Source organism: Streptomyces sp. NPDC087310 (assembly GCF_044744405.1).
Lineage (GTDB): Bacteria > Actinomycetota > Actinomycetes > Streptomycetales > Streptomycetaceae > Streptomyces.
This window is the reverse complement of record NZ_JBIUYF010000001.1, coordinates 1429685-1456546: the sequence shown is the minus strand read 5'-3', so window position 1 is coordinate 1456546 and position 26862 is coordinate 1429685. Positions and strand designations below refer to the sequence as shown.

Below are 26862 nucleotides of genomic sequence, written 5' to 3'. Positions count from 1 at the left end.
GCCAGAGGACATGCAGACCAAGCTGGACGAAGCCAAGGCCGAGCTGCTCGAACAGGCGGCCCGGGCCGCTGAGAACAGCCCGCTGGGGGGTACCGGGGGGCTCGGGGGCGGCCTCCGGAAGGACGAGGCCACCACCGGGTCCGACGCCGCCGGGCCAGGCGGCACCGGTCCAGGCGGTACCGGGGACGGCGCCGACCGCGCCGCGATCCTCGCGTACCTCCAGCGCTACTACCTGCACACGGCTCCCGAGGACATCGCGGGCCGTGAATCCACCGACGTCCTCGGTGCCGCGCTCTCGCACTACCGGCTCGCCGGTAACCGCCCCCAGGGGACGGCCAGTGTGCGGGTCCACACCCCCACGGTCGAGGAGAACGGCTGGACGTGCAGCCACTCCGTGGTGGAGGTCGTCACCGACGACATGCCCTTCCTCGTGGACTCCGTCACCAACGAACTCACCCGGCAGGGCCGCGGCATCCACGCCGTGATCCACCCGCAGATCGTCGTGCGCCGTGATGTCACCGGCAAGCTGATCGAGGTGCTTCCCGAAGGGGTGGCCGCCTCCGCCGAGCGCCCCCACGACGTGCTCACGGAGTCCTGGATCCATGTCGAGGTGGACCGCGAGAGCGACCGCGCCGACCTCCAGCAGATGACCGCCGATCTGCTGCGCGTCCTGTCCGACGTCCGCGAGACCGTCGAGGACTGGGAGAAGATGCGCGGCGCCGCGCTGCGCATCGCCGACGAGCTGCCCAGCGAGCCGACCGCCGACGACCTGCGCGACCAGGAGGTCGAGGAGGCCCGTGAGCTGCTGCGCTGGCTCGCCGCCGACCACTTCACCTTCCTCGGCTACCGCGAGTATCAGCTCACGGACAGCGACGCCCTGACCGCCGTCCCCGGCACCGGGCTCGGCGTGCTGCGCTCCGACCCGCAGCACAGCGCGGACGACGACCACCCGGTCAGCCCGTCCTTCAGCCGGCTGCCCGCCGACGCCCGCGCCAAGGCGCGCGAGCACAAGCTGCTGGTCCTCACCAAGGCCAACAGCCGCGCCACCGTCCACCGGCCCAGCTATCTCGACTACGTCGGGGTGAAGAAGTTCGACGACAAGGGCAATGTCGTCGGCGAGCGCCGCTTCCTGGGGCTGTTCTCCTCGGCCGCGTACACCGAGTCCGTACGCCGTGTCCCGGTGATCCGCCGCAAGGTCGCCGAGGTGCTGGAGGGCGCCGGCTTCTCGCCCAACAGCCACGACGGCCGCGACCTGCTCCAGATCCTGGAGACCTACCCGCGCGACGAGCTGTTCCAGACGCCCGTCGACGAACTGCGGTCGATCGTCACCAGCGTGCTCTACCTCCAGGAGCGCCGCAGGCTGCGGCTCTACCTCCGCCAGGACGAGTACGGGCGCTACTACTCCGCGCTCGTCTACCTGCCGCGCGACCGCTACACCACCGGGGTCCGGCTGCGGCTGGTCGACATCCTCAAGGAGGAGCTCGGCGGCACCAGCGTCGACTTCACCGCGTGGAACACAGAATCGATCCTCTCCCGGCTCCACTTCGTCGTCCGCGTCCCGCGCGGCACGGAGCTGGCCAAGCTCACCGACGCCGACACGGACCGGATCGAGGCCCGTCTCGTGGCGGCGGCCCGCTCCTGGGCCGACGCGTTCGGCGAGGCGCTGAACGCCGAGTGCGGCGAGGAGCGCGCCGCCGAACTGCTCCGCAAGTACGGCACCGCCTTCCCCGAGGGCTACAAGGCCGACCACTCCCCGCGCGCCGCGGTCGCCGACCTGGTCCACCTGGAAGCGCTCGACAAGGCCGAGGCGGACTTCTCGCTCTCCCTGTACGAGCCGGTCGGCGCGGGCCCCGGCGAACGGCGCTTCAAGATCTACCGCTCCGGCGAGCAGGTCTCCCTCTCCGCCGTCCTCCCGGTGCTCCAGCGGCTCGGCGTCGAGGTCGTCGACGAGCGGCCGTACGAACTGCGCTGCGCGGACCGTACGCACGTCTGGATCTACGACTTCGGCCTGCGACTGCCCCAAGGGGGCTCGGGAGGCGGCGACTACCTCACCGAGGACGACCGCGAGCGCTTCCAGAACGCCTTCGCCGCCGTGTGGACCGGAAAGGCGGAGAACGACGGCTTCAACTCCCTCGTCCTGGGCGCCGGTCTGGACTGGCGTCAGGCGATGGTGCTGCGCGCGTACGCCAAGTACCTGCGCCAGTCGGGCTCGACCTTCAGCCAGGACTACATGGAGGACACCCTCCGCTCCAACGTGCACACCACCCGGCTGCTGATCTCCCTCTTCGAGGCCCGCATGTCGCCCGGCCGCCAGCGCGCCGGCACGGAGCTGACGGAGGCCATGCTGGAGGAGCTGGACGGCGCCCTCGACCAGGTCGCGAGCCTGGACGAGGACCGGATCCTGCGCTCCTTCCTCACCCTCATCAAGGCCACGCTGCGGACCAACTTCTTCCAGAGCGCCAGCGAGGGAAGCGAAAAGAGGGGTCAGAGCGCCAGCGAGGGAAGCGAAAAGAGGGGTCAGAGCGCCAGCGAGGGAAGCGAAAAGAGGGGTCAGAGCGCCAGCGAGGGAAGCGAAAAGAGGGGTCAGCACACCGCCGGCGGCGGGCAGCACAGCTACGTGTCGATGAAGTTCGACCCGCAGGCCATCCCCGACCTCCCCGCGCCCCGCCCCGCCTACGAGATCTGGGTCTACTCCCCGCGCGTCGAGGGCGTCCACCTGCGCTTCGGCAAGGTCGCCCGCGGCGGGCTGCGCTGGTCGGACCGGCGGGAGGACTTCCGTACGGAGATCCTCGGCCTGGTCAAGGCGCAGATGGTCAAGAACACCGTGATCGTGCCGGTCGGCGCCAAGGGCGGCTTCGTCGCCAAGCAGTTGCCCGATCCGGCCGTCGACCGGGACGCCTGGCTCGCCGAGGGCATCGCCTCGTACAAGATCTTCATCTCGGCGCTGCTCGACATCACGGACAACATGGTCACGGGCGAGGTCGTGCCGCCCGCCGATGTCGTACGCCACGACGGGGACGACACGTATCTCGTCGTCGCCGCCGACAAGGGGACCGCCAGCTTCTCCGACATCGCCAACGAGGTCGCGGTCTCCTACGACTTCTGGCTCGGGGACGCCTTCGCCTCCGGCGGCAGCGCGGGCTACGACCACAAGGGCATGGGCATCACGGCCCGCGGCGCCTGGGAGTCCGTGAAGCGGCACTTCCGCGAGCTCGGCCACGACACCCAGAGCGAGGACTTCACCGTCGTCGGCGTCGGCGACATGTCCGGTGACGTCTTCGGCAACGGCATGCTGCTCTCCGAGCACATCCGGCTGGTCGCGGCCTTCGACCACCGCCACATCTTCATCGACCCGCACCCCGACGCGGCCACCTCCTACGCCGAGCGCCGCCGCCTCTTCGAACTGCCGCGCTCCTCCTGGGCCGACTACGACAAGGGGCTCCTCTCGCCGGGCGGCGGGATCCACCCCCGTACCGCCAAGTCGATCCCCGTCAACGCACACGTCCGCGACGCCCTCGGCATCGAGCCGGGCGTCACCAAGCTGACCCCCGCCGAGCTGATGAAGGCGATCCTCCACGCCCCGGTCGACCTGCTGTGGAACGGCGGGATCGGTACGTACGTGAAGGCGTCCACCGAGACCGACGCGGACGTCGGCGACAAGGCCAACGACGCCATCCGCGTCAACGGCGAGGACCTGCGCGCCCAGGTCGTCGGCGAGGGAGGCAACCTGGGACTGACCCAGCTCGGCCGGATCGAGTTCGCCCGGCGCGGCGCCGGCGGCCAGGGCGGCAGGATCAACACCGACGCCATCGACAACAGCGCCGGCGTGGACACCTCCGACCACGAGGTGAACATCAAGATCCTCCTCAACGGCCTGGTCACCGAAGGGGACATGACCGTCAAGCAGCGCAACAAGCTGCTCGCCGCGATGACCGACGAGGTCGGCGCGCTCGTCCTGCGCAACAACTACGCGCAGAACACCGCCCTCGGCAACGCCCAGGCGCAGGCGCCCTCCCTCCTCCACGCCCACCAGCGCTTCATGCGCCGGCTGGTGCGCGACGGACATCTCGACCGGGCGCTGGAGTTCCTCCCCACCGACCGCCAGGTCCGGGAGCTGCTCAACTCCGGCAAGGGCCTCTCCCAGCCCGAACTGGCCGTGCTGCTCGCCTACACCAAGATCACGGCGGCGGAGGAGCTGATCCACACCGAGCTGCCGGACGACCCGCATCTGCGCGCGCTGCTGCACGCGTACTTCCCGCAGCAGCTCCGCGAGCAGTTCGCCGAGCAGATCGACTCGCACGCGCTGCGCCGCGAGATCATCACGACGGTCCTGGTCAACGACACCGTCAACACCGGCGGTTCGACCTTCCTGCACCGGCTGCGCGAGGAGACCGGCGCGTCGACCGAGGAGATCGTACGGGCGCAGGCCGCGGCCCGGGAGATCTTCGGGCTGAACGGGGTGTGGGACGCCGTCGAGGCGCTGGACAACCAGGTCCCGGCGGACGTCCAGACCCGGATCAGGCTGCACTCGCGCCGGCTCGTCGAGCGCGGCACGCGCTGGCTGCTCGGCAACCGGCCGCAGCCGCTGGAGATCGCGGGGACGATCGAGTTCTTCGCGGCGGGCGTCGAGCAGGTCTGGGCCCAGCTCTCCACCATGCTGCGCGGCCCGGAGCTGGAGTGGTACCGGTCGATCCTGACCGAGCTCACCGATTCCGGGGTTCCGGAGGAACTGGCCCTGCGGGTCGCCGGGTTCTCGTCGGTCTTCCCGGCGCTCGACATCGTCGCCATCGCTGACCGTACGGAGCAGGACCCGCTGGCCGTCGCCGAGGTCTACTACGACCTCGGTGACCGGCTGCGGATCAGCCGCCTCATGGACCGGATCGTGGAGCTGCCGCGGGCCGACCGCTGGCAGTCCATGGCCCGCGCCTCGATCCGCGAGGACCTGTACGCGGCGCACGCCGGGCTGACGTCGGACGTGCTGACGGTGGGCGACGGCAGCTCGACGCCGGAGGAGCGGTTCACGGCGTGGGAGGAGAAGAACGCCGCGATCCTGACCCGGTCGCGCGCCACGCTCGACGAGATCCAGAACTCGGACGCGTTCGACCTGGCGAATCTGTCGGTCGCGATGCGGACGATGCGGACGCTGCTGCGCACCCACCGCTGACGGCGAGGGCGGCCGCAGGCCAGCACCAAGAGCGCCAGGGGCGCCCGGCTCACCAACGAGCCGGGCGCCCCTGGCGCTTGTGTGTGCGGGAAGTTCTGTGTCGGAGGCGCGGACGGAGTCGACGTCACGCGAACGGAGTCGACGTCACGTCGGCGACGGACTCCTTTCCACTCTCAACGTATAGCGCACCGGGGGGCTTGCGGCAAGACCCCCGTCATGCCGCAGAATCACCAGCCGAAGCACGAGCGTGTGGAAATAAATGGGGGTATGTAGTGATCGACGTGATCATCGCCGGTGGCGGACCGACCGGTTTGATGCTGGCCGCCGAGTTGCGGTTGCAGGGTGTGCGCGTGCTCGTACTGGAGAAGGAGGCGGAGCCGGCCGCGTACGTCCGCGCACTCGGTCTGCACGCGCGCAGCATCGAGGTGATGGACCAGCGCGGACTGCTGGAGCGGTTCCTCGCGCACGGCCGGCAGTACCCGCTCGGCGGTTTCTTCGCCGCCATCGACAAGCCCACGCCGGGCCGGCTGGACAGCGCGCATGCGTACGTCCTCGGTATCCCGCAGCCCCTCACCGAGCGCCTGCTGGCCGAGCACGCCACCGAGCTCGGCGCCGAGATCCGGCGTGGCTGCGAGCTGGTCGGGCTGAGCCAGGACGACGACGGGGTGAGCGCCGAACTGGCCGACGGTACGCGGCTCCGCTCGCGCTACCTCGTCGGCTGCGACGGTGGCCGCAGCACCGTGCGCAAGCTCCTCGGCGTGGGCTTCCCGGGGGAGCCGTCCCGGGTCGAGACGCTGCTGGGCGAGATGGAGGTGGCCGAGAACCCGGAGACGGTCGCCGCCGTCGTCGCGGAGGTCCGTACGACCCAGAAGCGGTTCGGCCTCGGAACCTTCGGGGAGGGGGTGTACCGCGTCATCGTGCCCGCCGAGGGCGTGGCCGAGGACCGTGCGGTCCCGCCGACCCTGGAGGAGTTCAAGGAGCGGCTGCGGGCGGTCGCCGGCACCGACTTCGGCGTGCACTCACCGCGCTGGCTGTCCCGGTTCGGCGACGCCACCCGGCTGGCCGAGCGCTACCGGACCGGCCGGGTGCTGCTGGCAGGCGACGCGGCGCACATCCACCCGCCGACCGGCGGGCAGGGGCTCAACCTCGGGGTCCAGGACGCGTTCAACCTCGGCTGGAAGCTGGCCGCCGAGGTCAACGGCTGGGCACCGGAGGGGCTGCTGGACACCTACCACGCCGAACGGCACCCGGTGGCCGCCGCCGTACTGGACAACACCCGGGCGCAGATGCTGCTGCTCTCCCCGGAGCCGGGCCCCCAGTCGGTGCGCCGGCTGGTGTCGGAGCTGATGGACTTCGAGGACGTGAACCGGTACCTGATCGAGAAGATCACCGCGATCGGGGTCCACTACGACCTCGGCGAGGGGCACGCACTGCTCGGCCGGCGGTTGCGGGACATGGAGCTGAAGCGGGGGCGCCTCTACGGGCTGATGCACGGCGGCCGGGGGCTGCTGCTCGACCAGACCGGCCGGCTGTCGGTGGCGGGCTGGGAGGACCGGGTCGACCATGTCGTCGACGTCAGCGAGGAGTTGGAAGCGCCCGCGGTGCTGCTGCGGCCGGACGGCCATGTGGCGTGGGCCGGTGAGGACCAGGCGGAGCTGCTCGACCGGATGCCGATGTGGTTCGGCGCCGCCACCGGGTGAGCGCTGCCGGGTGAGTGCCACCGGGTGAGCGCTGCGGGTGAGCGCTGCCGGGTGAGCGCCACCGCATGCGTGCCGAGCGCCGTCCGGGCCCGCGCGGGGAGCCGTGGGTCAGCGTGGTTGGCGTAGTCCCGCGATGAGCAGCTCCACCATTCGGCGGGCGTCGTAGCGGGGATCGCTGTCCGCGCCGATGCAGAGGTTCCCGACGCCGCGCATGAGCTCGATGGCCGTCACGTCGGACCGGACCTCGCCGGCGGCCGCCGCCGCGTCGAGCAGGTGGGTGCACACGGGCACGAGCCGGTCGAGGAAGTAGGCGTGCAGCGTCTCGAAGCCGGTGTTGTCGGACTGGAGTACGGCGGCGAGCCCGTGTTTGGTGACCAGGAAATCGACGAAGAGGTTGATCCACCGCCCCAGCGCGGCGTGCGGCGTCGCGCTGGTCTCCAGCAGGGCGGGACCTGCCTCGGCGCAGGCGTCGACCTGGTGCCGGTAGACGGCGATGATGAGGTCGGCGCGGGTCGGGAAGTGGCGGTAGATCGTGCCCAGTCCCACGCCGGCCTCGGCCGCGATGTCGCGTACCGGAGCCTCCACGCCGGACGTGACGAAGACGGCGGCGGCGGCGTCGAGCAGCGTCTCCTTGTTGCGCCGGGCGTCCGCCCGCTGGGGCGGGGCCGCGCGCTCCGCGCCCTTGTCGCTGTCGTTCACCACGCCGCTCCCTCCGCTGCCGGGCCCGTCCACCGGAACCATGTTCCCTGGCGTATGCCGTTCCGCACCCCACTTTCGGAACAAAGTTCCGTTTGCCCATCATGTCAGAGCGGGGCCCGGCGGCCAAGCCTCGCATCGTCACCCGGCCGCCCCCCGGCCGGCCCCTCCTTCTTCTTGTTCCGGCCGGCGCTCGTGAACTCCTCGTACGCCGCGACGACCTCCTCCGCCCGCCCGTCCATCCGCAGCGTGCCCGACTCCAGCCACAGCGCGCGGTCGCAGGTCTCCAGGATGGACTTGTTGCTGTGGCTGACGAGGAAGACCGTGCCGGCCTCCTCGCGCAGCGCGGCGATGCGCTCCTGGCTGCGGCGCTGGAACCGCGCGTCGCCGGTGGAGAGCGCCTCGTCGATCAGGAGGACGTCATGGCTCTTGGCGGCGGCGATCGAGAAGCGCAGCCGGGCGCCCATGCCCGAGGAGTACGTCCGCATCGGCAGCGAGATGAAGTCGCCCTTCTCGTTGATCCCGGAGAACTCCACGATGTCCTCGTAGCGCTCCCGCACCTGCTCGCGCGTCATGCCCATGGCCAGCCCGCCGAGGATGACGTTGCGCTCGCCGGTCAGGTCGTTCATCAGCGCCGCGTTGACGCCGAGCAGCGAGGGCTGGCCACGGGTGAAGACCCGGCCCCGGCTGGGCGGCAGCAGCCCCGCGACGGCCTTGAGCAGCGTCGACTTGCCGGAGCCGTTGGAGCCGATGAGGCCGATCGCCTCGCCCTTGTACGCGGCGAAGCTGACGCCCTTGACCGCGTGCACCTCGCGCGCGCCGGGGGTGGACCCGCGGGAGAGGATCCGGCTCAGGGCGGAGGTGGCGCTGCCCTTGCCGCCCTTGGTGCCGTGGACGGTGTAGGTGATGTGCACGCCGTCGACGACGACGGTGGGGACCGGCTCGGGGGCCATGTCGGATGTCGGGTCCGTATCAGCCACGTCCGTACTCCTCCTCGGCCTTCCAGAAGAACAGGAACCCGCCGACCCCGGCGGCCAGTGCCCAGCCGAGGGCGACCGCCCAGACGTGCGGGGGCAGTTGGGCGGCGGTGAAGCTGTCGACGAGCGCGAAGCGCATCAGATCGATGTAGACGGCGGCCGGATTGCACTGGAGCGCCACCGAGACGACGTGCGGCACGTCCGCGCCCTTCGTCACCCGGTCCACGCTCCACATCACGCCGGAGACGTACATCCAGGTGCGCAGCAGGAACGGCATGAGCTGGGAGACGTCCGGGGTCTTGGCGGCCAGCCGCGCCAGCACCATCGAGACGCCGGTGTTGAACACCGCCTGGAGCGCGAGGGCGGGCACCGCCAGCAGCCAGCCGAGGTCGGGGTACTCGCCGAAGCAGGCCAGGATCACCACCAGCGCGCCCAGCGAGAACAGCAGTTGCTGGAGCTGCTGGAGGGCGAGTGCGATCGGCAGGGCTGCGCGCGGGAAGTGCAGGGCCCGTACGAGACCGAGGTTGCCGGAGATCGCGCGGGTGCCCGCCATGATCGAGTTCGAGGTGAAGGTCCAGATGAAGACGCCCGTCACCAGGAACGGGATGAAGTCGGGGATGTCGTGCTTGGTGTCGAGCAGCACCCCGAAGATGAAGTAGTAGACCGTCGCGTTGAGCAGCGGGGTCATGATCTGCCAGATCTGGCCGAGCTTGGCCTGGCTGTACTGGGCGGTCAGCCGCGCCGTCGCGAACGTGGTGATGAAGTGGCGCCGCGACCAGAGCTGCCGTAGGTAGTCGGGCAGCGAGGGGCGGGCGCCGCTCACGGTCAGCCCGTGCCGGCGGGCGAGGGCGCCGAGGTCGGTCTCCGGCGCGAGGGCTCCGGGGGCCGAGGCGGCTCCGGGGGCCGCGGGGCGCCCGGGGGCCGCGTGGGCTTCTCGCGGCGGAGTGTCCGGTGGCGTCGCTGTGATCGTCTGGCTCTGGTTCTGGCTCTGACTCTGGCTCTGGCGCACAGGTGTCGCTTTCGACGGTGGCGGGGGCGGTCGACTCCACCCCCGACGACGGAACGCTTCCGTATCGTCGCAACGCCCAAGGTAGGCCCGGATTACGTCGCAACGCAACCGTATCGTCGTCACGTGGCCCGGGCGCCGGGGCGCCGCTATGCTCGGTGCTGATGACTACGGACCCCCGCACGCGTCCCGGCACCACCCCGGACCCCCGCGCCACCCGCCGTGTGCCCGCGGGCGCCGCCGTGCTCCGGGAGGACGTGACCGACGCCATCCGCGCCGCCGTCTTCGACGAACTGGCCGCGGTCGGGTTCGCCCGGATGTCCATCGAGGGCATCGCACGGCGCGCGGGCGTCGGCAAGACCGCCGTCTACCGCCGCTGGAAGTCCAAGCTGGAACTCGTCCTCGACCTGGTCTCGGCCTTCGCCGCGCAGGGGCTGCCCGCCCCCTCGACCGGTTCGCTGTACGGCGATGTGCGCGCCCTGCTCGAAGTGGCCTCGGGCGCCCTGAGCCACCCGGTCGCCTCGCAGGTCATCCCCGATCTGCTGGTGGAGGCGGCCCGCCACCCCGAGATCTCCGACGCGATCAAGACGGCGCTGCTGGACGGCCAGCGGGGCATCGCGGCCGTGATCGTCCGGGAGGCCGTCGAACGCGGTGAGCTGCCCGAGGGCGCCGACGCCGACCGGGCGCTGGATCTGATCGTCGGACCGCTCTACTGGCGGCTGGTCGTCGTCCGCGGGGCGCTGCCCCCGGGGTATCTGGACGACCTGGCCGCCTCGGCGGTCGCCGCGCTCAGCCGCTGATCCGGTGCCGGTCCGGTGCTGATCCGTCGCTGAGGAAGACATGGCGGACGACCCGCTCGGCCGCCCGCCCGTCGTCGTACGGACAGAACCGCGCCCGGAACGCCGCCCGCAGCTCGGCGGAGCGCGAGCCGCGCCAGTGGCCCGAGGTGAAGATGTCGATCAGCTCGTCCTGGGTGCGGGCGATCGCGCCCGGCGGCCAGGCCCGCAGATCGAGACAGGTCCCCCTGGCCGCCTCGTACGCCTCCCGGTCGTCGTGGTGGAGCACGATCGGCCGGTCGAGGGCCGCGTAGTCGACCATCAGCGACGAGTAGTCCGTGAGCAGTACGTCGGAGGCGAGGCAGAGCGTCTCGACCGACGGATGGCCGGAGACATCGGTGATCCGGGGGTGCGGCGGACGCGGCACCGGCGCGCCGTACCCGGGGTGCGCGCGGACCAGCAGCACGAAGCGCGGGCCCAGCGACTGCGCCACCCGCTCCAGGTCGAACGGGAGGCGCTGGGTGCGGCGGTAGTCGCGGTACGCGGGCGCGTACAGGACGGCGGTGAAGCCCTCCGGGACGGAGAGCGATTCCCGCAGCCGCGCGATGTCGGCCGGCGTGGCCCGGTGGAAGGCGTCGGTGCGCGGGCGGCCGTACTCCAGGGTGGCGGCGGGGGAGGGGCAGGTCCGCTCCCGTACCAGCGTGGAGTGGCGGTTGGCGGAGAGGGAGTAGTCCCAGCGGGCCGCGTCGGCGAGCAGCCGGGCGATGTCAGCGGCGCCCGCGACGGCCGGCCGGTCCAGCAGATCGAGCCCGGTCGAGCCGACCGGCGTCCCGTCGTGGGTCTGGAGCAGGATCTGCCCCCGCCGCTTGACGAGCCGGGGGTCGAAACCGGCGTCGCTGACGAGGTAGCGGGAGCGGGCGAGCGCGGTCCAGTGCGGAAACGACCCTGCGAAGACCCGGCGCGTGCCCGTCGGGACCAGGTGCGCGTGCGCGGGGTCGGTGATCCAGGAGGTGCGCAGGCGCGGGACGAGTTCGCGGACGGTCTCCTCGACGGCCGCGGGATCACCGCCGTACCCGTACGCCGAGGGCCGCCCCGCGCCGTGTCCCGCGCCGTGCCCCGTGCTCCGGGAGGCGAAGACCGCGCGGTCGGCGCGGACCGGCAGCCGCCGCTGGATCCCGTAGTGCAGCCGCAGCGCGACCGCACGGGCGGCCCGGCGCGCCGCCCTCGCGCCCCGGGTCGCGCGCCCGCGTACCGCCCGCGCGGCGCGCAGCATCCCGTACGTACGGTGCGCGCCGAGCCGGAGCAGCAGCGTGTGCCGGGGCGGGGCGCCCGCCGCCGCGCCTTCAGAGGTGTGGGGGACGGGTGAGGCGCGCGGGGCGCGGTAGCGGCGGTGGTGGGCGCGCGCCGCGCGGAAGAACGCGGCGCGGACACGGCGCGGCAGCGGTCCGCCGGGGAGGGCCCCGTCCGGCAGCGGCCCGTCCGTCGCCGCGAGCGGTACGAGTCCGCCGAGCGCCGCCAGGTGGTCGAGCATCCGCCGGTGCAGCACCGGCCGCCAGCGCGCCAGCGCGGGCCGCTCCTCGACGAAGGCGAAGACCCGCTCGTACGGGGCGAAGACCTCCAGCGCCCCGGCCGGTTCCGCCGCCTCGTCACGGTGGCGCAGCCGTACGCACACCCGGTCCAGCGTGGCGATCGTCCCGGCCGTCATCAGCGCGGGGTAGGTCCAGGCGAGGTCCGCGTGGCGGCCCGGAGGGAAGGCGAGCCCTTCGCGTGCGACGAACTCCCTGCGGTACGCCTTGTTCGTGGCGGTCATCAGATACGTCAGCAGCCCCGGCCGGTCCGCCAGCCGGAACGCGGCGGAGCCCTCCTGGCCGAGCGAGGCGGCGAAGGCGTTCCGTACCGTCTCGCCGGTCCGGTCGTCCGTACGGACGTAGTCGTGGACGAGGACATCGGGGCCCTCGGTCTCCTTGAGCCGGTCCCCGATCCAGCCGAGCGCGCCCGGTACGAGGGTGTCGGCGCCGTCCAGGAAGAGCACGTAGTCCCCGGTGGCGCGCGCGAGTCCGGCGTTACGGGCCGGTCCCGGGCCCGTCCGGTCGGGCAGCCGGACGGCGCTGACCCGGGGGTCGCGGGCGGCGAACGCGTCGATGATCGCGCCGCAGGAGTCCGTCGATCCGTCGTCCACCGCGATGAGTTCGAGGTCGTCGTGGGCCTGGGACAGCACGGACTCCAGGCACTCCGTCAGATACGCCTGGACCTGGTGCGCGGGGACGATGACGCTGAACCGGGGCATGGCCCGGGAACGGCCCGCGCGGCCAACTGGTTACGCGGGGCGTGGCATTCGGGGGACGGACGGAACATCTGTCCGGCAAGAAAAGGGAGTTGGGGTGCAGGACCCGAGGGAAGGGAGAGGGTCGGTCGATGTCCTCGCGGACATCTGCCGACCCTCTCCGTACCAACCTCACCCAGTACGGCGCTACTTGACGGCTCCCGCCATCACGCCCTGCACGAACTGCCGCTGGAACGCGAAGAACACGGCCAGCGGGATCACCATCGAGACGAACGCGCCGGGCGCCAGTACGTCGATGTTGTTCCCGAACTGCCGTACCTGCTGCTGGAGCGCGACCGTGATCGGCGGGTTCTTCGAGTCCGCGAAGATCAGCGCCACCAGCATGTCGTTCCAGACCCAGAGGAACTGGAAGATGCCGAGCGAGGCGATCGCCGGGCCGCCGAGCGGCATCACGACCCGGGTGAAGAGCCGTATCTCGCCCGCCCCGTCGAGCCGTGCCGCCTCCAGCAGCTCCCTCGGGATCTCCGCGAAGAAGTTGCGCAGCAGGAAGATCGCGAAGGGCAGACCGAAGGCGACATGGAAGATGATCACGCCGAAGGTCGTCTCGAAGATGCCGATGGCGCCGAACAGCTTGGCGACCGGGACGAGCGCGACCTGCACCGGGACCACCAGCAGCCCCACGACCCCCAGGAACCACCAGTCGCGTCCCGGGAAGTCCATCCAGGCGAAGGCGTATCCGGCGAGCGAGCCGATCACCACGACCAGGAGCGTCGAGGGGACGGTGATCATGATCGTGGAGAGCAGCGAGTTGGTGATGATGTCGTTGTCGAGGAGCCGCGTGTAGTTCTCGGTGGTGAGCTGCGCGGGCGCGGTGAACACCTTCCACCAGCCGCTCGCGTTGATGTCCGAGGAGTCGCGCAGCGAGGAGATGAACAGGCCGATCGTCGGCATCAGCCAGAACAGGCCGACCAGGACCAGGAAGACCCGTACCGCCCCGCCGCCCGCGTGCGCCGCTATCCGGCTGCCCAGGGACTCCTTCGCCGGGTTCGCTCGCGCCGCGTCCGTCTGCGCCTTCGCCGGACCGGAGCCGGGGCCGCGTTCAGGACCGGGGTCCGCGTCCAACGCCGTCGTCGTGGTCATCGTCGCGTCTCCCTTCGCATGCGCCGTACGTTGAAGAGCATCACCGGGATCACCAGCAGGAGCAGCAGTACGGCGATGGCGCTGCCGACCCCGAGGTCCGCGTCCGTGCCGAACGACGAGCGGTAGAGCTGGAGCGCCAGCACGTTCGCGTCGGCCTGGGACGACCCCGGCGGGATGATGAAGACCAGGTCGAAGATCTTCAGCACATTGATCATCAGCGTCACCATGACGACCGCGAGGACCGGGGCCAGCAGCGGCACGGTGATCCGGCGGAAGACCTGCCATTCGGTCGCGCCGTCCACCCGTGCCGCTTCCATGAGTTCACGGGGCACGCTCGCCAGCCCCGCCGCGATCAGCACCATCGCGAACCCGGCCCACATCCACAGATAGCTGCCGATGATCGCCGGGGTGACCAGGGAGGGGCCGAGCCATTCCACCCCGTTGTACGGCTCCCTGAAGTTGGCCGCCGGCAGCCGGAGCTGGGCCCCGTCGGCGGCGGCCGGCAGGCTGAACGTACCGTCGGCGCCCGCGGTCGCCGAGGCCACGACCTTGCCGTCCTTGACCGCCTCGACCTTGAGGCTTCCGAGCCCCAGCTCCTTCGGGTCGATGACGTTCGGTTTCCCGCCGCCGCCCGGGGTGAAGTCCAGCCAGGCCGTGCCGGTGACCCGGCCGTCCTCCGACCGCGCCGCCTTCGCGGGCCGCGCGTCGGAGGGCATCTTCGCCGGGGCGACGCCGACCAGCGGGAGCAGCACCTCCGTACCCGCGGTCACCGGTTCCTTGGTGACGAACGAGCCGCCGCCGCCCGCCTTCAGCGGATGCACCGGCAGCGGATGCGCCTTGGGATACCCCGCCGACTCGCTGAACGTGTCATGGACCCCGACCCAGACCGCGTTGGCGACCCCGCGGGCCGGGTCCTGCTCGTACACCAGCCGGAAGATGATGCCCGCGGCGAGCATCGAGATCGCCATCGGCATGAAGACGATCAGCTTGAACGCCGTTCCCCAGCGCACCCGTTCGGTGAGTACGGCGAAGATCAGACCCAGCGCGGTGGCGACGGTCGGGGCGACCACCACCCAGATCGCGTTGTTCTTGACGGCGGTCAGGATGGTGTCGTCGGTGAACAGCTCCACATAGTTGTCGAGACCGGCGAAGTTCGCGCCGGACTTGTCGAAGAAGGACCGGTAGACCGAGAAGCCGATCGGATACACCACGAGCGCGCCGAGCAGCACCAGCGCGGGCAGCAGGAAGCCCGCAGCGACGAGCTTGCGGGTACCGGTCACGCTCCTGGGCCCGCGCCCCTTGGGGGACGTACGGGACGGATCCGCCGGGCCGGACGCGGGGGCGGGCGGCGGCGTGGCGCCGCCCGAGGTCGCCGTCGTCACCGCGTCAGCTCTTGTACGCCTTGGCCGCGGCGGCTTCCAGCTCCCGCTGGACCCCGGCCACGTCCTTCGGGTTCTTCAGGAAGTCCTGGAGGGACTTCCACTCGCCCTTGCCGGGCGTACCGCCGAACGACTGCGGCATCTGGTCCGACATGTCGAAGCGGAAGTCGTCGCCCGCCGCGATCAGCGCCTTGGCGATGTCGCGCTGCACGTCGTTCGGGTACGAGGCGAGGTCCAGCGACTTGTTCGGCGAGACGAAGCCGCCCGCCTCCGCCCAGATCCGCGCGGCGTCCGTGGAGGCCAGGAAGGTCAGCAGCGCCTGCGCGCCCTTGGTGTCCTTCAGCGCCACGGCCGCGTCGCCGCCCGTCACCACCGGCGAGTCGCTGCCGACCGCGGGGAACGGGAAGACCTTCGCGTCCGTACCGATCTTCGCGTCGGTCTCCGCGATGTTGACGCCGACGAAGTCCCCCTCGAAGACCATCGCGCCCTTGGGCTGGTCACCGCCGGTGAACGTCTGGGTGACGGAGGCGGGGAACTCCGTCTGGAGCGCGCCGTCCGTGCCGCCCGCGATCAGGTTCGGCTTGCCGAAGAGCTCACCGAGCGTGGTGAGCGCGTCCTTCACGGACGGATCGGTCCACTTGATCTTGTGCTGGGCGAGCTGGTCGTACTTCTCCGGGCCCGCCTGGGAGAGGTAGATGTTCTCGAACCAGTCGGTGAGGGTCCAGCCGTCCGCGCCGCCGACCGAGACGGGGGTGACACCGGACGCGGAGATCGTCTCGGCCGTGGTGAGGAACTCCTTCCAGGTCTTCGGGGCCGACGCGCCCGCGTTCTCGAACGCGGCGTTGTTGTACCAGACCAGCGACTTGTTGGCGGCCTTGAAGTACACGCCGTACTGCTCGCCGTCCACCGCGCCGAGGTCCTGCCAGCCCTTGCCGTAGTTCTTGGCGAGCTGTGCCTTGGCCTCCGGGCTCGCGGGCTTGGCCCACTTCTTCTCCACGGCCTGCTGGATGGCGCCGACCTGCGGGAGCATCGCCACATCGGGCGGGCTGCCGCCCGCGATCTTCGTACCGAGGAAGTTGACGATCGGGTCCTGGGCGGGGACGAAGGTGACCGTTGCCCCGGTCCGCTTCTCGAACTCGGCGAGGACCTTGGTGAAGTTGGCCTGTTCCGGACCGGTCCAGACGGCGGCGACCTGGATCTTCTCGCCGTCCAGCTTGGGGAGTTCGACCGTCACGGCGGCCGGCTTGCTCGCGCTGTCGCCCGAGCCCTTGCCGTCGTCGTCGCCGGAGTCGCCACCGCAGCCGCTGAGGGCCAGGGCACCGACGGCGGCGAGGGCGACGGCGGCCCGGCGGGTCCCGTGGACCGTCCTGCCGCTGCCACCCGTGCCTATGCCGGTGCCAAGCACCGTGGATGCCCTGCGAGTTGTGCGCATCACTGCCCCGTTTCTCTCCCGTATGCGTACGGATCTACGCGTGCGGGACCGGCATCGCGGCATGACGTGGCGGCGCTGCTCTCGTCCCGTGCGCTCAGTCCTACGCCGCGTTACCGAGGGCCGCAATACCGGGCCGGGTGTGAACGAGCCGATCGTGATGGGCTCGTGACGTGGTCCGTCAGACGAAAGCGGGCGGTCTGATGATCTTTCGGTAGGGTCCGTGCGATTCAGGGGTGAGCTGGGGTCAGAGGTGCCAGAGGTACGGCGTCGACGGAGCGGGCGGCCCGCTCCAGGGCGCTCGCGAGCAGGGCCAGATCCGTCGGCCCGTTGCCCAGCTCACGGACCGGCCGGCGGGCCGGCGGATCGCCCATCCGCTCCCACTCCACCACCGTGACCGTCGGCCGCAGCGTCGCCGTACGCGGGATGCGGCCGGTGACCCGGCCGCCCTGGAACGGGGTGACCCGGCCGTCCGGATGACCGAGCCTGCCCCGGCCGGGCGCGGGGTCGTCGGGCGCGGGCGCGGCGGGTGGCGTGTCGAGTACGACGCGCAGCCGCGCGCCCTGGGCCAGTTCCGTGTCGACCGTACGCTCGGGGCAGGCCGAGGCCGCCACGAGATGGACACCGAGGCGCTCGCCGTCCCGCGCGACGGCCTCCAGGGCCCGTACGACGGAACCGGCGGAGGGCCGGCCCGGGCTGCCCAGGGAGGGCGCGACCAGCGCGTCGTAGTCGTCGACCAGCACGACGAGGCGGGGGAGAGGCGCGGACTCGGCGCCGTGGGCACGAGGTTGGGACCGGCCTTGGCCCGGGGAGTGCTCCCGGGTCTGCTCCCGCGCTTGTTCCCGTGCCTGCTCTCTGACCTGGTCCCGGGCTTGGTCCCTTGCTTGCTCCCGGGTCTGCTCTCTGGTCTGTTCGCGGCCCAGGGTCCGGCTCTGGGCCTGAGCCTGTCCCTGTCCCTGTCCCTGGTTCTGAGCCTGGGCCTGGCCGGTGCGGGCGGTCTGGTGGCGGAGCCTGAGCGTGCCGCCGCCCAGCGTCTCGCCCGCGCGCTGCTCGCCCGTCCGCTGCTCGGCCGCGCTCGGTCCGCGCTGGCTGATCAGCCGCTCGGGTGCCTGCTGCGCCTCCCGGGGATCCCGTGTCTCCCGCGTCTGCCGCGTCTCCCGGAGCTCCCGCGCCTCGTCCCGGGCGCCGCTGTGCCACTCCGTGAAGTCCAGCCGCCCCAGCAGCTCCGCCCGGCGCTTCAGCTCACCGCCCAGCGCCTGCGCGAACTGGCGCATCCTGACCGGGTCCGACGCCACCAGGTGCTCGGTCACATGCGGCAGTTCCGTACAGACCGAGAGCCCCTCGCCGCGCTCGCCCCCGGCGCCGTCGACCAGCAGCAGCCCCAGCCGGTCGGGGCGGGCCGCGGCGGCCAGGGACGCGGCGATGGACCGCAGCAGCTCGGTGCGGCCGCTGCCCGCCGGGCCCTCGATCAGCAGATGCGGGCCCTCCTCCGTCAGATCGACGCTCACCGGACCGCGTGGCCCCGCGCCCAGGACCGCCGTGCAGTCCCGGGTGCCGTCGGCGGCCGACGCCCAACGGGCCATCAGGGACGCCGGGGTGGCGCGGGCGAGCCCCAGTTCGTCCAGCAGCCTGGCCGTGCGCGGCAGTGCGGCGGCGGGCCTGTTCCGGCCGCTCCCTGCGGCGCGCAGCGGCGCCAGCGCCCGGCCGAACCGCTCGGCCCAGGCGGGCGAGACCGCGTCCACCACGGCGAGCGTGCCGTGCCCCGCGGGCTGTCCCACCGCCGTACGCAGCAGCCGCAGCGTGGTGGCCACGTCGCCGCTCAGCAGGGCGACGGCCCCGCAGTCGCGGAAGGGCAGCGAGGCGGCGCACGCCGTCTCGTAGGTCGCGGCGATCGGCGACAGCGGCGAGGCGGACTCCGTCTCGGCGAGACAGAGCAGATGGATCCCCGCGGCGGCGCCCCCGCCCGCGAGCCGCGCCGTCGTCTCGCGCAGCGCGGCGGAACCGGGGTCGCCGTCCACGATCACCAGCGTGTACGGGCCGTCGTGGCGGGCGGCGGCCTCCGTGATCGTCCACGGGTCGGCCGAGGCCCAGCCGGGCCCCAGCGGGCCGTCGTCGAGCCGGCGCGTCAGCTCGGCCGTCCTGGCGGTCGCCTGCTCCCCGTCGTACGCCAGCAGCAGCCGGCAGTCCTGGCCGTGCGCCGGCCGGACGTGCGGGAGCCAGCCGAGCCAGCTCCAGTCCTGTCGGCGCTCCGCCAGGCTCCGCGCCCGGTCCGCGCTGATCAGCACGATCTCCAGATCGGCGGGCGCGTGCAGCGCGGCGAGCTGGGCCACCGTCCAGCGGGCCAGCCCCGTCAGCCGCTCCCTGGGGCCCGCCAGACCGAGCGACCCGGCCTCGCGCAGCCCGACCGTCACCGGGACGAGCGGCAACTGCCGGGTGCCGTCGGAGGACGGGCGGTCCGCCGTGCCCAGCCGGACGGCGAGCGCCTCGGCGTGCCGGCTGCCCCGCTCCCACAGCCGGGGCCCCGGGCCGAGCGCGGTCAGCAGCACCGTGGCCGGATCGGGCCAGGTCTCGGGGGAGGGGCCGCGTCCGGTGAGGGTGGCGGGTCCCTCGGGGCCCGGGGCGGTCTCCGGCAGCTCCTCGCCGCGGCTGCCCGCGAGCCGCCGCGCCCAGGCGCCTATGCCGCCGCGCCGGCGGGTGGTCAGGTCGGGCGGCTCCGTACCGCGCGGGGGAGTCTCCTGGCGGCGCGAGCCCGGTGTCCTGCTGTGCGACTGGGGTTCCTCGTACGCCGCCGGGTCCGCGTCCGGGCCGGCCGCCGCCGGTCTGCTGTGCCCGCTGTCCTGCGCGCCGTCCCTCGCGCCGTACGGGGACCCGGAGGGGCCCCCGGCCAACGGGGCCCGGGTGCCGTGGTGCGTGTCGGCGCTGCGCGGGTCGGGCACGCGCGGGGCGCCGGGCGGATTGCCGTACTGCGAGCCGCCGTACTCGGGCCGGGAGCCGGTGTGGGTGTCGTACGTCCCCGCGCCGTACCGCGCGTCGTGCGCCGTCCGGTCGTACTGCGGGCCGGGGATCCTGGTCGACGCCCCGGCAGGCGCCGCTCCCGGTTCGTACGCGCGGCCCCTGCCGGAGGGGGCCCCGCCGCGCGCCGCGCCCGGCCCCGTACCGCCGCCGTCGCCCGTCCCCGCGCCGTACGGGAGCGCTCCCGGGACGGAGCTCCCTGCCGAGGCCCCGCCAGGGGCCTGGTGCCCGGCCTCTTCCGTACCGTCGTCGCGGTCCGTGCCCGGCCGGGTGATCCGCAGATGGCCCTCGCCGTCCGACGCCGTCGCCAGCGCCGCCGTACGCTCCCCGCCCGTGAGGCGGAGCGCCGACTCACCGAGCCGCAGCAGCGCGCCCGGGGACAGCCGGACCGGGCGGACACCCACCCGGGCGCCCTCCAGCGTCGTCCCGTTCGTCGAGTTCAGGTCCGCGACCGTGACCCCGCCGTCCTCCGCGACCGTCACCGCGCAGTGCAGCCGCGAGACGTCCGGGTCGTCCAGCGGCACATCGGCGTCGGCGGAGCGGCCGATCCTGATCTGTCCGCCGTGCAGCAGATGGACCCCGCCCGCGTCCGGGCCCGCGACCACATGGAGCTGGGCGGGCGCGTCCTCCGTCGGGACGTCCGCCTCGCCCGGGACCTGGAGCGAGAGCACCGCGCCGTCGATCAGCGGCGGCTCGCCCAGGGGGCACCGCTGCGCGTCGAGCCGCTCGCGGCCGGCGTAGAGGACGACGGTGCCCGGGGCGTCGGGGCCCGAGACGGCCGTGGCGAGGCCGGAGGCGACGGCGGCGAGCGCCGTACCCGCCGGAGCCGTGACGAGTACGTCACAGGAGCGCCCGGCGGCATGGCCGCCACGCGGCGCGAGGACGGTCAGCCGGATCTGCATCGCCGTCAGCGGTCCCTTCTGCGCGGGGTGCCCGGCAGAGGGGGGAAGCCCGGTGATCTCCCCCCAACGCCACGCACGGACGCGTCGTCCGGTACAGGTCGGCACGGGGCGGCGTGATTCCCCCACTCCACACGTCACGTGCTTGAGGGCATCTTCGCACCTGCCACTGACAACACGCCCGGGTACCGGCAACAAGTGATCTTGAATAGTCGGCTGTTGGCGTAAAAGTGCCTGCTTGGGCGCTTCTTCGCAACGGGTTGGGACCGGGTGTGATGTCCTCGGCCGCACCGTCCGGCAACCAGCCGTACGATGCCTGCGTCTTCCTCTCGGACATGGACCGACCCGATCGGAATCCGATCAGAATCGGAAACCGGTCCGGAGGTCCGTGCCGGTGGACGGTTGTCCACACCCCGGCCGGGGACCCGACCGGCCGGTTTAAGGTGGGTCGGAAGCCCGGCCACGCCGGGCGATGATGATCACGACCAGCGAGACGACCTCGATCAGCTAGGGAGCGCATGACGTGCGGCCCGTAGGCAGCAAGTACCTGCTCGATGAGCCGATCGGACGCGGCGCCACGGGCACCGTCTGGCGAGCCCGTCAGCGCGAGACCGCGGGGGCCGAGGCGGCCGTCGCCGGCCAGCCCGGTGAGACCGTCGCGATCAAGGTCCTCAAGGAGGAGCTGGCGAACGACGCGGACGTGGTGATGCGCTTCCTGCGCGAGCGCTCCGTCCTGCTCCGCCTGACCCACCCCAATATCGTGCGCACCCGTGACCTGGTGGTCGAGGGCGATCTCCTCGCCCTCGTCATGGACCTGGTCGAAGGCCCCGACCTGCACCGGTATCTGCGCGAGAACGGCCCGTTCAGTCCGGTCGCCGCGTCGCTGCTGACCGCCCAGATCGCGGACGCGCTCGCCGCCAGCCACGCCGACGGCGTCGTCCACCGCGACCTCAAGCCCGCCAACGTCCTGCTGAGGAACGACGGCGAGCAGTTGCACCCGATGCTCACCGACTTCGGCATCGCGCGCCTCGCGGACTCGCCGGGGCTCACCCGTACCCACGAGTTCGTCGGCACGCCCGCCTATGTCGCGCCGGAGTCCGCCGAGGGCCGCCCGCAGACCTCCGCCGTGGACATCTACGGCGCGGGCATCCTGCTGTACGAGCTGGTCACGGGGCAGCCGCCGTTCGCCGGCGCGACCGCCCTCGAAGTGCTCCACCGCCACCTCAGCGAGGAGCCCCGCCGCCCCAGCACCGTGCCCGAGCCGCTGTGGACGGTCATCGAGCGCTGCCTGCGCAAGGACCCGGACCAGCGGCCCAGCGCCCAGAACCTGGCCCGCGCCCTGCGGACCGTCGCCGCCGGGGTCGGGGTGCACTCCACGCCCGCCCAGATCGACGCCGCGCTCGGCGTCGCCGCGCTCCTCGCGCCCGACCCGTCGCCCGCGACCGTCCCCGACCAGCCGGGCGGCGGCGACGCGGCCCCGACCCAGGTCCTGCCGAGCAACGCCGCCTCGTACGACCCGGCCGCGGCCACGAGCGTCATGCCGTCCACCGGTCCCGGCGGGCGCGGCCCCGGCGGCGGCGCCGACCCGACCGCGATGATGCCGCCCGTACCGCAGGAGCCCGAAGGCCCGCACCCCTGGCAGGGCCAGTTGCAGGCCGCGCGCGACCGCAACGAGCAGACCCAGGTCCAGTACCTCGACCCCAGCCAGGACCCGCTGCGCCGCCGCCCGCAGCGCCCTCAGGGCCCGCCGGGCCCGCAGGGCTCCCGGCAGCAGCCCCCGCCGCCCCAGCAGCAGCGCCCACCGCAGCAGCAGCCGCAGCAGCGGTACGCGCCGCCGCCCCCGCCCCCGCAGCAACACCAGCCCCAGCAGCAGCGGTACGCGCCGCAGCCGCCGCCCCAGCAGGAACCCCAGCGGCCCGCGCCCCGTCAGCCGCGCGAACCGCGCCCGCCCCGGCAGCGCAGCGCCAACCCCATGCGCATCCCGGGCCTCGGCTGCCTCAAGGGCTGTCTCTTCACGATCATCCTGTTCGTCGTCGCCGGCTGGCTCATCTGGGAGCTGACCCCGCTCCAGAGCTGGATCGACGAGGGCAAGAGCTACTGGACGGCGATCGGAGACGGGATCTCCGCGGTGACCGACTGGTTCTCCCGGATCAGCGGCTAGCCCGAGGGTGAAACCGAGGGTGATCCGAGGGGCGTACCCCCTCGGATCACCCCATTTCCCCCCTCGGTGCGGGAGTTGATGCCGACCGGCGCACGGAACGACCCGACTTCCGCGTACTTTGATGGGCAACGCCAGCCGCTGAGGGAGCAGTCTTGGCACGGAATATCGGCAGCCGGTACACCGCCCATCAGATCCTGGGGCGGGGCAGCGCCGGCACGGTGTGGCTCGGCGAGGGGCCCGACGGCCCGGTCGCCATCAAGCTGCTGCGCGAGGACCTGGCCTCCGACCAGGAGCTGGTCGGACGCTTCGTCCAGGAGCGCACCGCCCTGCTCGGGCTCGACCACCCCCGGGTGGTCGGCGTCCACGACCTCGTCGTGGACGGCAACGACCTGGCCCTCGTGATGGACCTCATCCGCGGCACCGACCTGCGCACCCGGCTCGACCGCGAGCGCAGGCTCGCCCCCGAGGCGGCCGTCGCGATCGTCGCGGACGTCGCGGACGGACTCGCCGCCGCGCACGCCGCCGGGGTCGTCCACCGCGACGTCAAGCCGGAGAACATCCTGCTCGACATGGAGGGCCCGCTCGGCCCCGGCGGCGCGCACCCCGCGCTGCTCACCGACTTCGGCGTCGCCAAGCTGATCGACACGCCCCGGCGCACCAAGGCCAGCAAGATCATCGGTACGCCCGACTACCTGGCGCCCGAGATCGTCGAGGGCCTGCCGCCGCGCGCCGCCGTCGACATCTACGCCCTGGCCACGGTCCTGTACGAGCTGCTCGCCGGGTTCACGCCGTTCGGCGGCGGCCACCCCGGGGCCGTACTGCGCCGCCATGTCACCGAGACCGTCGTCCCGCTGCCCGGCATCCCCGAGGAGCTGTGGCAGCTCCTCGTCCAGTGCCTGGCGAAGGCCCCGGCGTCCCGGCTGCGCGCCTCGGAGCTGGCCGCGCGGCTGCGCGAGCAGCTTCCGCTCCTCGCGGGCATCCCCCCGCTGGACGTGGACGAGCCGGACGCGGAGCCCACGGAGCAGCCGTACGAGGAGCCCGGCACCGCCACCGAGGAGCCGCGCCGCAGGGGCGCGGTCCCGCTGGTGCCCGGCGCGGCCCCGGACTCCAACCGGGACACCCATACGAGCATGCGCGTCCCGGCCCCGGACGAGCTGGCGGGCGGCGCCCGCGGCACGGCCCGCGCGCCCCGCTCCGCCGGCCAGCGCCGCCCGGGGAGCGCCCGGCACAAGGCGGAGGCGGTCCGCAAGCGCCGCATCACACTGGGCGCGGTCGGCGTCCTGCTGATCGCCGGGCTGGGCGTGGGCGGCTGGCTGGCCACGGGCGGCGACGCGGACGACACCCCCCAGGACTCGAAGCAGACGACCTCCCCGGTCCCGTAGTCCCCGGGGCCTTAGTCCCACGGGGCACGGAGCGACCGGGCCCACCCCTCCCCGTATCGTCTTGTCCTCACTCGCCGGACAGGCGTGAAGCAGACCAGACCGGCGAGTGAGCCGAAGGGGCGCGTCGGCGCCGACATGAAGCGCCCCGGAGGCGAACCGAGCCCCAAAAAAATACGCGTTAGGCTGGTGCCGTGGCAGTCGTCGATGTATCCGAAGAGCTGAAGTCCCTCTCCTCGACCATGGGGTCGATCGAGGCCGTCCTGGACCTCGACAGGCTGAGGGCCGACATCGCCGTGCTGGAGGAGCAGGCCGCGGTCCCGTCCCTCTGGGACGACCCCGAGGCGGCGCAGAAGATCACCAGCAAGCTGTCGCACCTCCAGGCCGAGGTCCGCAAGACGGAGGCGCTGCGCGGGCGTATCGACGACCTGGAAGTGATGTTCGAGCTGGCCGAGTCCGAGGACGACGCGGAGGCGCGCGCCGAGGCCGAGACCGAGCTGGAGTCGGTGCGCAAGGCGCTGGACGAGATGGAGGTCCGTACGCTCCTGTCCGGCGAGTACGACGAGCGCGAGGCGCTGGTCAACATTCGCGCCGAGGCGGGTGGCGTGGACGCCGCCGACTTCGCCGAGCAGCTTCAGCGCATGTATCTGCGCTGGGCGGAGCGGCACGGCTACGGCACCGAGGTGTACGAGACGTCGTACGCGGAGGAGGCCGGCATCAAGTCGACCACCTTCGTCGTGAAGGCGCCGTACGCGTACGGGACGCTCTCCGTGGAGCAGGGCACGCACCGTCTGGTCCGTATCTCGCCGTTCGACAACCAGGGCCGCCGCCAGACGTCCTTCGCGGGCGTCGAGGTGCTGCCGGTCGTGGAGTCCAGCGACCATGTCGAGATCGACGAGTCCGAGCTGCGCGTGGACGTGTACCGCGCTTCGGGCCCCGGCGGTCAGGGCGTCAACACCACGGACTCCGCGGTCCGGATCACGCATATCCCGACCGGCATCGTGGTCTCCTGCCAGAACGAGCGCTCGCAGATCCAGAACAAGGCGAGCGCGATGAACGTCCTCCAGGCGAAGCTGCTGGAACGCCGCCGCCAGGAGGAGCAGGCCAGGATGGACGCCCTGAAGGGCGACGGCGGCAACTCCTGGGGCAACCAGATGCGTTCGTACGTCCTGCACCCGTACCAGATGGTCAAGGACCTGCGGACGGAGTTCGAGGTCGGCAATCCGCAGGGTGTGCTGGACGGCGAGATCGACGGATTCCTGGAGGCGGGAATTCGCTGGCGCAAGCAGCAGGACAAGTAAATTCACGCTTTGTCGACAAGGGAACTGCCGTCCGATGGGCGGCAGTTCCCTTTTACGTCACAGTTGCATCCCCGCACGCCGGACAACTCCCGTGATATCGGGCATCGCACGCGCAACGACCTTGACGCGTATATGAAAACCGGGAACTCTGACGCGTGGCACGCGTATATCCGGGGCGCGTGAGACCGGGGGCGGCGATCACGAACCCCCAGCGGCCGCGGCCCCGGACGCTGCACCACTGACGAATGAGCTACTGGGGGTAGCAAGCAGATGACCAAAAAGACGCGGATCCGCGTGGCGCGTGTGGCGGCCGGCGCGGTAATCGCCGCGGGCGCCTCGCTGACCATCGCGGGCGCCGCTCAGGCCGCCGGTATCGGCGTTTCCGTCGAGACGGGCGTGGTCGATGTCGGCCTCGGTATCGGCAACGACACCGAGGGCACGACCGACGGTGGCGGCGACCCGGGTGGCGTCGACAGTGGCGGCACGACGGACGGTGGCACGACGGACGGTGGCACGACCGACGGTGGTACGACGGACGGCGGGACCACCGATGGTGGCACCACCGACGGCGGCACCACGGACGGCGGGACGACCGACGGTGGCACCACCGATGGTGGGACGACCGACGGTGGTACGACGGACGGTGGCACCACCGATGGTGGGACCACGGACGGCGGGACCACCGATGGTGGGACGACCGACGGTGGCACCACGGACGGCGGGACCACTGACGGCGGTACGACGGACGGCGGGACCACCGATGGTGGGACCACGGACGGTGGCACCACCGATGGTGGGACGACCGACGGTGGTACGACGGACGGCGGGACCACCGATGGTGGCTCCACCGACGGCGGCACCACGGACGGCGGCTCCACCGACGGTGGGACGACCGGCGGCTCCACCAGCGGCGGTTCGACCGCCACGGGCGGCTCGGCCACCGGCGGCGACAACGGCGCCGGCACCTGCACCGTCGACCTCGACGGCGCCGCGTGCGCGGACAACACCGAGACCGACAACGCCGGCTCGAAGCCGGTGCAGCAGGGTGAGGCCAAGGAGGAGCTGGCGGAGACCGGCGCCGCCGAGACCTCGTTCCTGCTGATCGGCGCCGCGACCATGATCGCGGGTGGCATCGGCTTCCGGATGCTGCCGCGTCTGGTCGGCGGTGGCCGTACCGCCGTCTGATCATCACGCGGTCGTCCGACCGCGGCACGGCGTGACCGCCTGACGGCGTGAGCGCCCGATCACGGCAGAAGGGCCCGGGCATCAAGCCCGGGCCCTTCGTCCTGCGCGCGTGTGCGTGATGTCACGCGGGCTGATAGGTCGCGACCAGCGCCATCGCCGCGAGCAGCAGTACCACCAGAGTCAGCAGCGCCACGGGGCTGAGTCCCCCCAGGGGGCCCTGCTGCTCCAGGCGCTCCCGGTGAGCGCGGCACACCCGGCATCTGCCCTCGGTGACCGGCCCCGCGCAGTTGGCGCACACCAATCGGTCGTAGGTCATGCGCTTTCCTCCTCACCGCGCGGCGGAGCCGCTGACAGCGTCTGTCCGCTCAACGCTC

16 protein-coding genes are annotated in these 26862 nt (G+C 72.3%); 7 read left to right on the top strand and 9 right to left on the bottom strand.

Annotated features, from left to right (window positions below):
* Positions 1–10: 10 nt before the first annotated feature.
* On the top strand, positions 11–5164 hold the full coding sequence (locus ACIO3P_RS05965) for an NAD-glutamate dehydrogenase (RefSeq protein WP_401855263.1): 5154 nt from the start codon (positions 11–13) through the stop codon (positions 5162–5164).
* 272 nt (positions 5165–5436) lie between these two features.
* Positions 5437–6864, top strand: a complete 1428-nt coding sequence (gene rox, locus ACIO3P_RS05960) for a rifampin monooxygenase (RefSeq protein ID WP_401855261.1) — start codon at positions 5437–5439, stop codon at positions 6862–6864.
* A 108-nt stretch (positions 6865–6972) separates the two neighbouring features.
* Here rox and ACIO3P_RS05955 read toward each other — a convergent pair whose 3' ends face one another.
* The 3 genes from ACIO3P_RS05955 to ACIO3P_RS05945 all read right to left on the bottom strand — a co-directional run bounded on the left by ACIO3P_RS05955 (position 6973) and on the right by ACIO3P_RS05945 (position 9366).
* On the bottom strand, positions 6973–7563 hold the full coding sequence (locus ACIO3P_RS05955; protein ID WP_329826795.1) for a helix-turn-helix domain-containing protein: 591 nt from the start codon (positions 7561–7563) through the stop codon (positions 6973–6975).
* A 104-nt stretch (positions 7564–7667) separates the two neighbouring features.
* Entirely contained in the window at positions 7668–8513 is an 846-nt protein-coding gene (locus ACIO3P_RS05950; RefSeq protein ID WP_401855305.1) for an ABC transporter ATP-binding protein, read from the bottom strand.
* A gap of 19 nt (positions 8514–8532) precedes the next feature.
* Positions 8533–9366 (bottom strand): ABC transporter permease, encoded by an 834-nt coding sequence (locus tag ACIO3P_RS05945; protein ID WP_401855303.1) that lies wholly within the window; start codon positions 9364–9366, stop codon positions 8533–8535.
* A 341-nt stretch (positions 9367–9707) separates the two neighbouring features.
* Between ACIO3P_RS05945 and ACIO3P_RS05940 the strand changes: the two genes are divergently transcribed.
* Entirely contained in the window at positions 9708–10343 is a 636-nt protein-coding gene (locus ACIO3P_RS05940; RefSeq protein ID WP_329826796.1) for a TetR/AcrR family transcriptional regulator, read from the top strand.
* Here ACIO3P_RS05940 and ACIO3P_RS05935 read toward each other — a convergent pair.
* From ACIO3P_RS05935 to ACIO3P_RS05915, 5 genes are all read right to left on the bottom strand, one after another.
* Positions 10333–12606, bottom strand: a complete 2274-nt coding sequence (locus tag ACIO3P_RS05935; RefSeq protein ID WP_401855258.1) for a CDP-glycerol glycerophosphotransferase family protein — start codon at positions 12604–12606, stop codon at positions 10333–10335. The two genes, ACIO3P_RS05940 and ACIO3P_RS05935, sit on opposite strands and share 11 nt — an antisense overlap.
* A 183-nt stretch (positions 12607–12789) precedes the next feature.
* A complete protein-coding gene (locus ACIO3P_RS05930; RefSeq protein WP_401855256.1) occupies positions 12790–13743 on the bottom strand; it encodes a carbohydrate ABC transporter permease in 954 nt (317 codons plus the stop codon).
* The gene (locus tag ACIO3P_RS05925) at positions 13740–15125 is read right to left on the bottom strand and encodes a carbohydrate ABC transporter permease (RefSeq protein ID WP_401855254.1); all 1386 of its coding nucleotides are present in this window, start codon (positions 15123–15125) and stop codon (positions 13740–13742) included. Before ACIO3P_RS05925 ends, ACIO3P_RS05930 begins: the two co-directional genes overlap by 4 nt.
* A gap of 4 nt (positions 15126–15129) precedes the next feature.
* Positions 15130–16554 (bottom strand): ABC transporter substrate-binding protein, encoded by a 1425-nt coding sequence (locus ACIO3P_RS05920; RefSeq protein WP_401855252.1) that lies wholly within the window; start codon positions 16552–16554, stop codon positions 15130–15132.
* A 227-nt stretch (positions 16555–16781) separates the two neighbouring features.
* Positions 16782–20465, bottom strand: a complete 3684-nt coding sequence (locus ACIO3P_RS05915; RefSeq protein ID WP_401855249.1) for an FHA domain-containing protein — start codon at positions 20463–20465, stop codon at positions 16782–16784.
* Positions 20466–20985: 520 nt separating this feature from the next.
* Here ACIO3P_RS05915 and ACIO3P_RS05910 point away from each other — a divergent pair.
* From ACIO3P_RS05910 to ACIO3P_RS05895, 4 genes are all read left to right on the top strand, one after another.
* A complete protein-coding gene (locus ACIO3P_RS05910; RefSeq protein WP_401855247.1) occupies positions 20986–22623 on the top strand; it encodes a serine/threonine-protein kinase in 1638 nt (545 codons plus the stop codon).
* 152 nt (positions 22624–22775) lie between these two features.
* Positions 22776–24005, top strand: a complete 1230-nt coding sequence (locus ACIO3P_RS05905) for a serine/threonine-protein kinase (protein WP_329826801.1) — start codon at positions 22776–22778, stop codon at positions 24003–24005.
* A gap of 191 nt (positions 24006–24196) precedes the next feature.
* The gene (prfB, locus tag ACIO3P_RS05900; protein WP_329826802.1) at positions 24197–25303 is read left to right on the top strand and encodes a peptide chain release factor 2; all 1107 of its coding nucleotides are present in this window, start codon (positions 24197–24199) and stop codon (positions 25301–25303) included.
* Between the two features lie 270 nt (positions 25304–25573).
* Positions 25574–26488, top strand: coding sequence for a hypothetical protein (locus ACIO3P_RS05895; protein ID WP_329826803.1), 915 nt, complete (start codon positions 25574–25576; stop codon positions 26486–26488).
* Between the two features lie 121 nt (positions 26489–26609).
* Here the strand turns inward: ACIO3P_RS05895 and ACIO3P_RS05890 are convergent, their stop codons facing one another.
* The gene (locus ACIO3P_RS05890) at positions 26610–26804 is read right to left on the bottom strand and encodes a hypothetical protein (RefSeq protein WP_384925586.1); all 195 of its coding nucleotides are present in this window, start codon (positions 26802–26804) and stop codon (positions 26610–26612) included.
* Between the last annotated feature and the right edge of the window lie 58 nt (positions 26805–26862).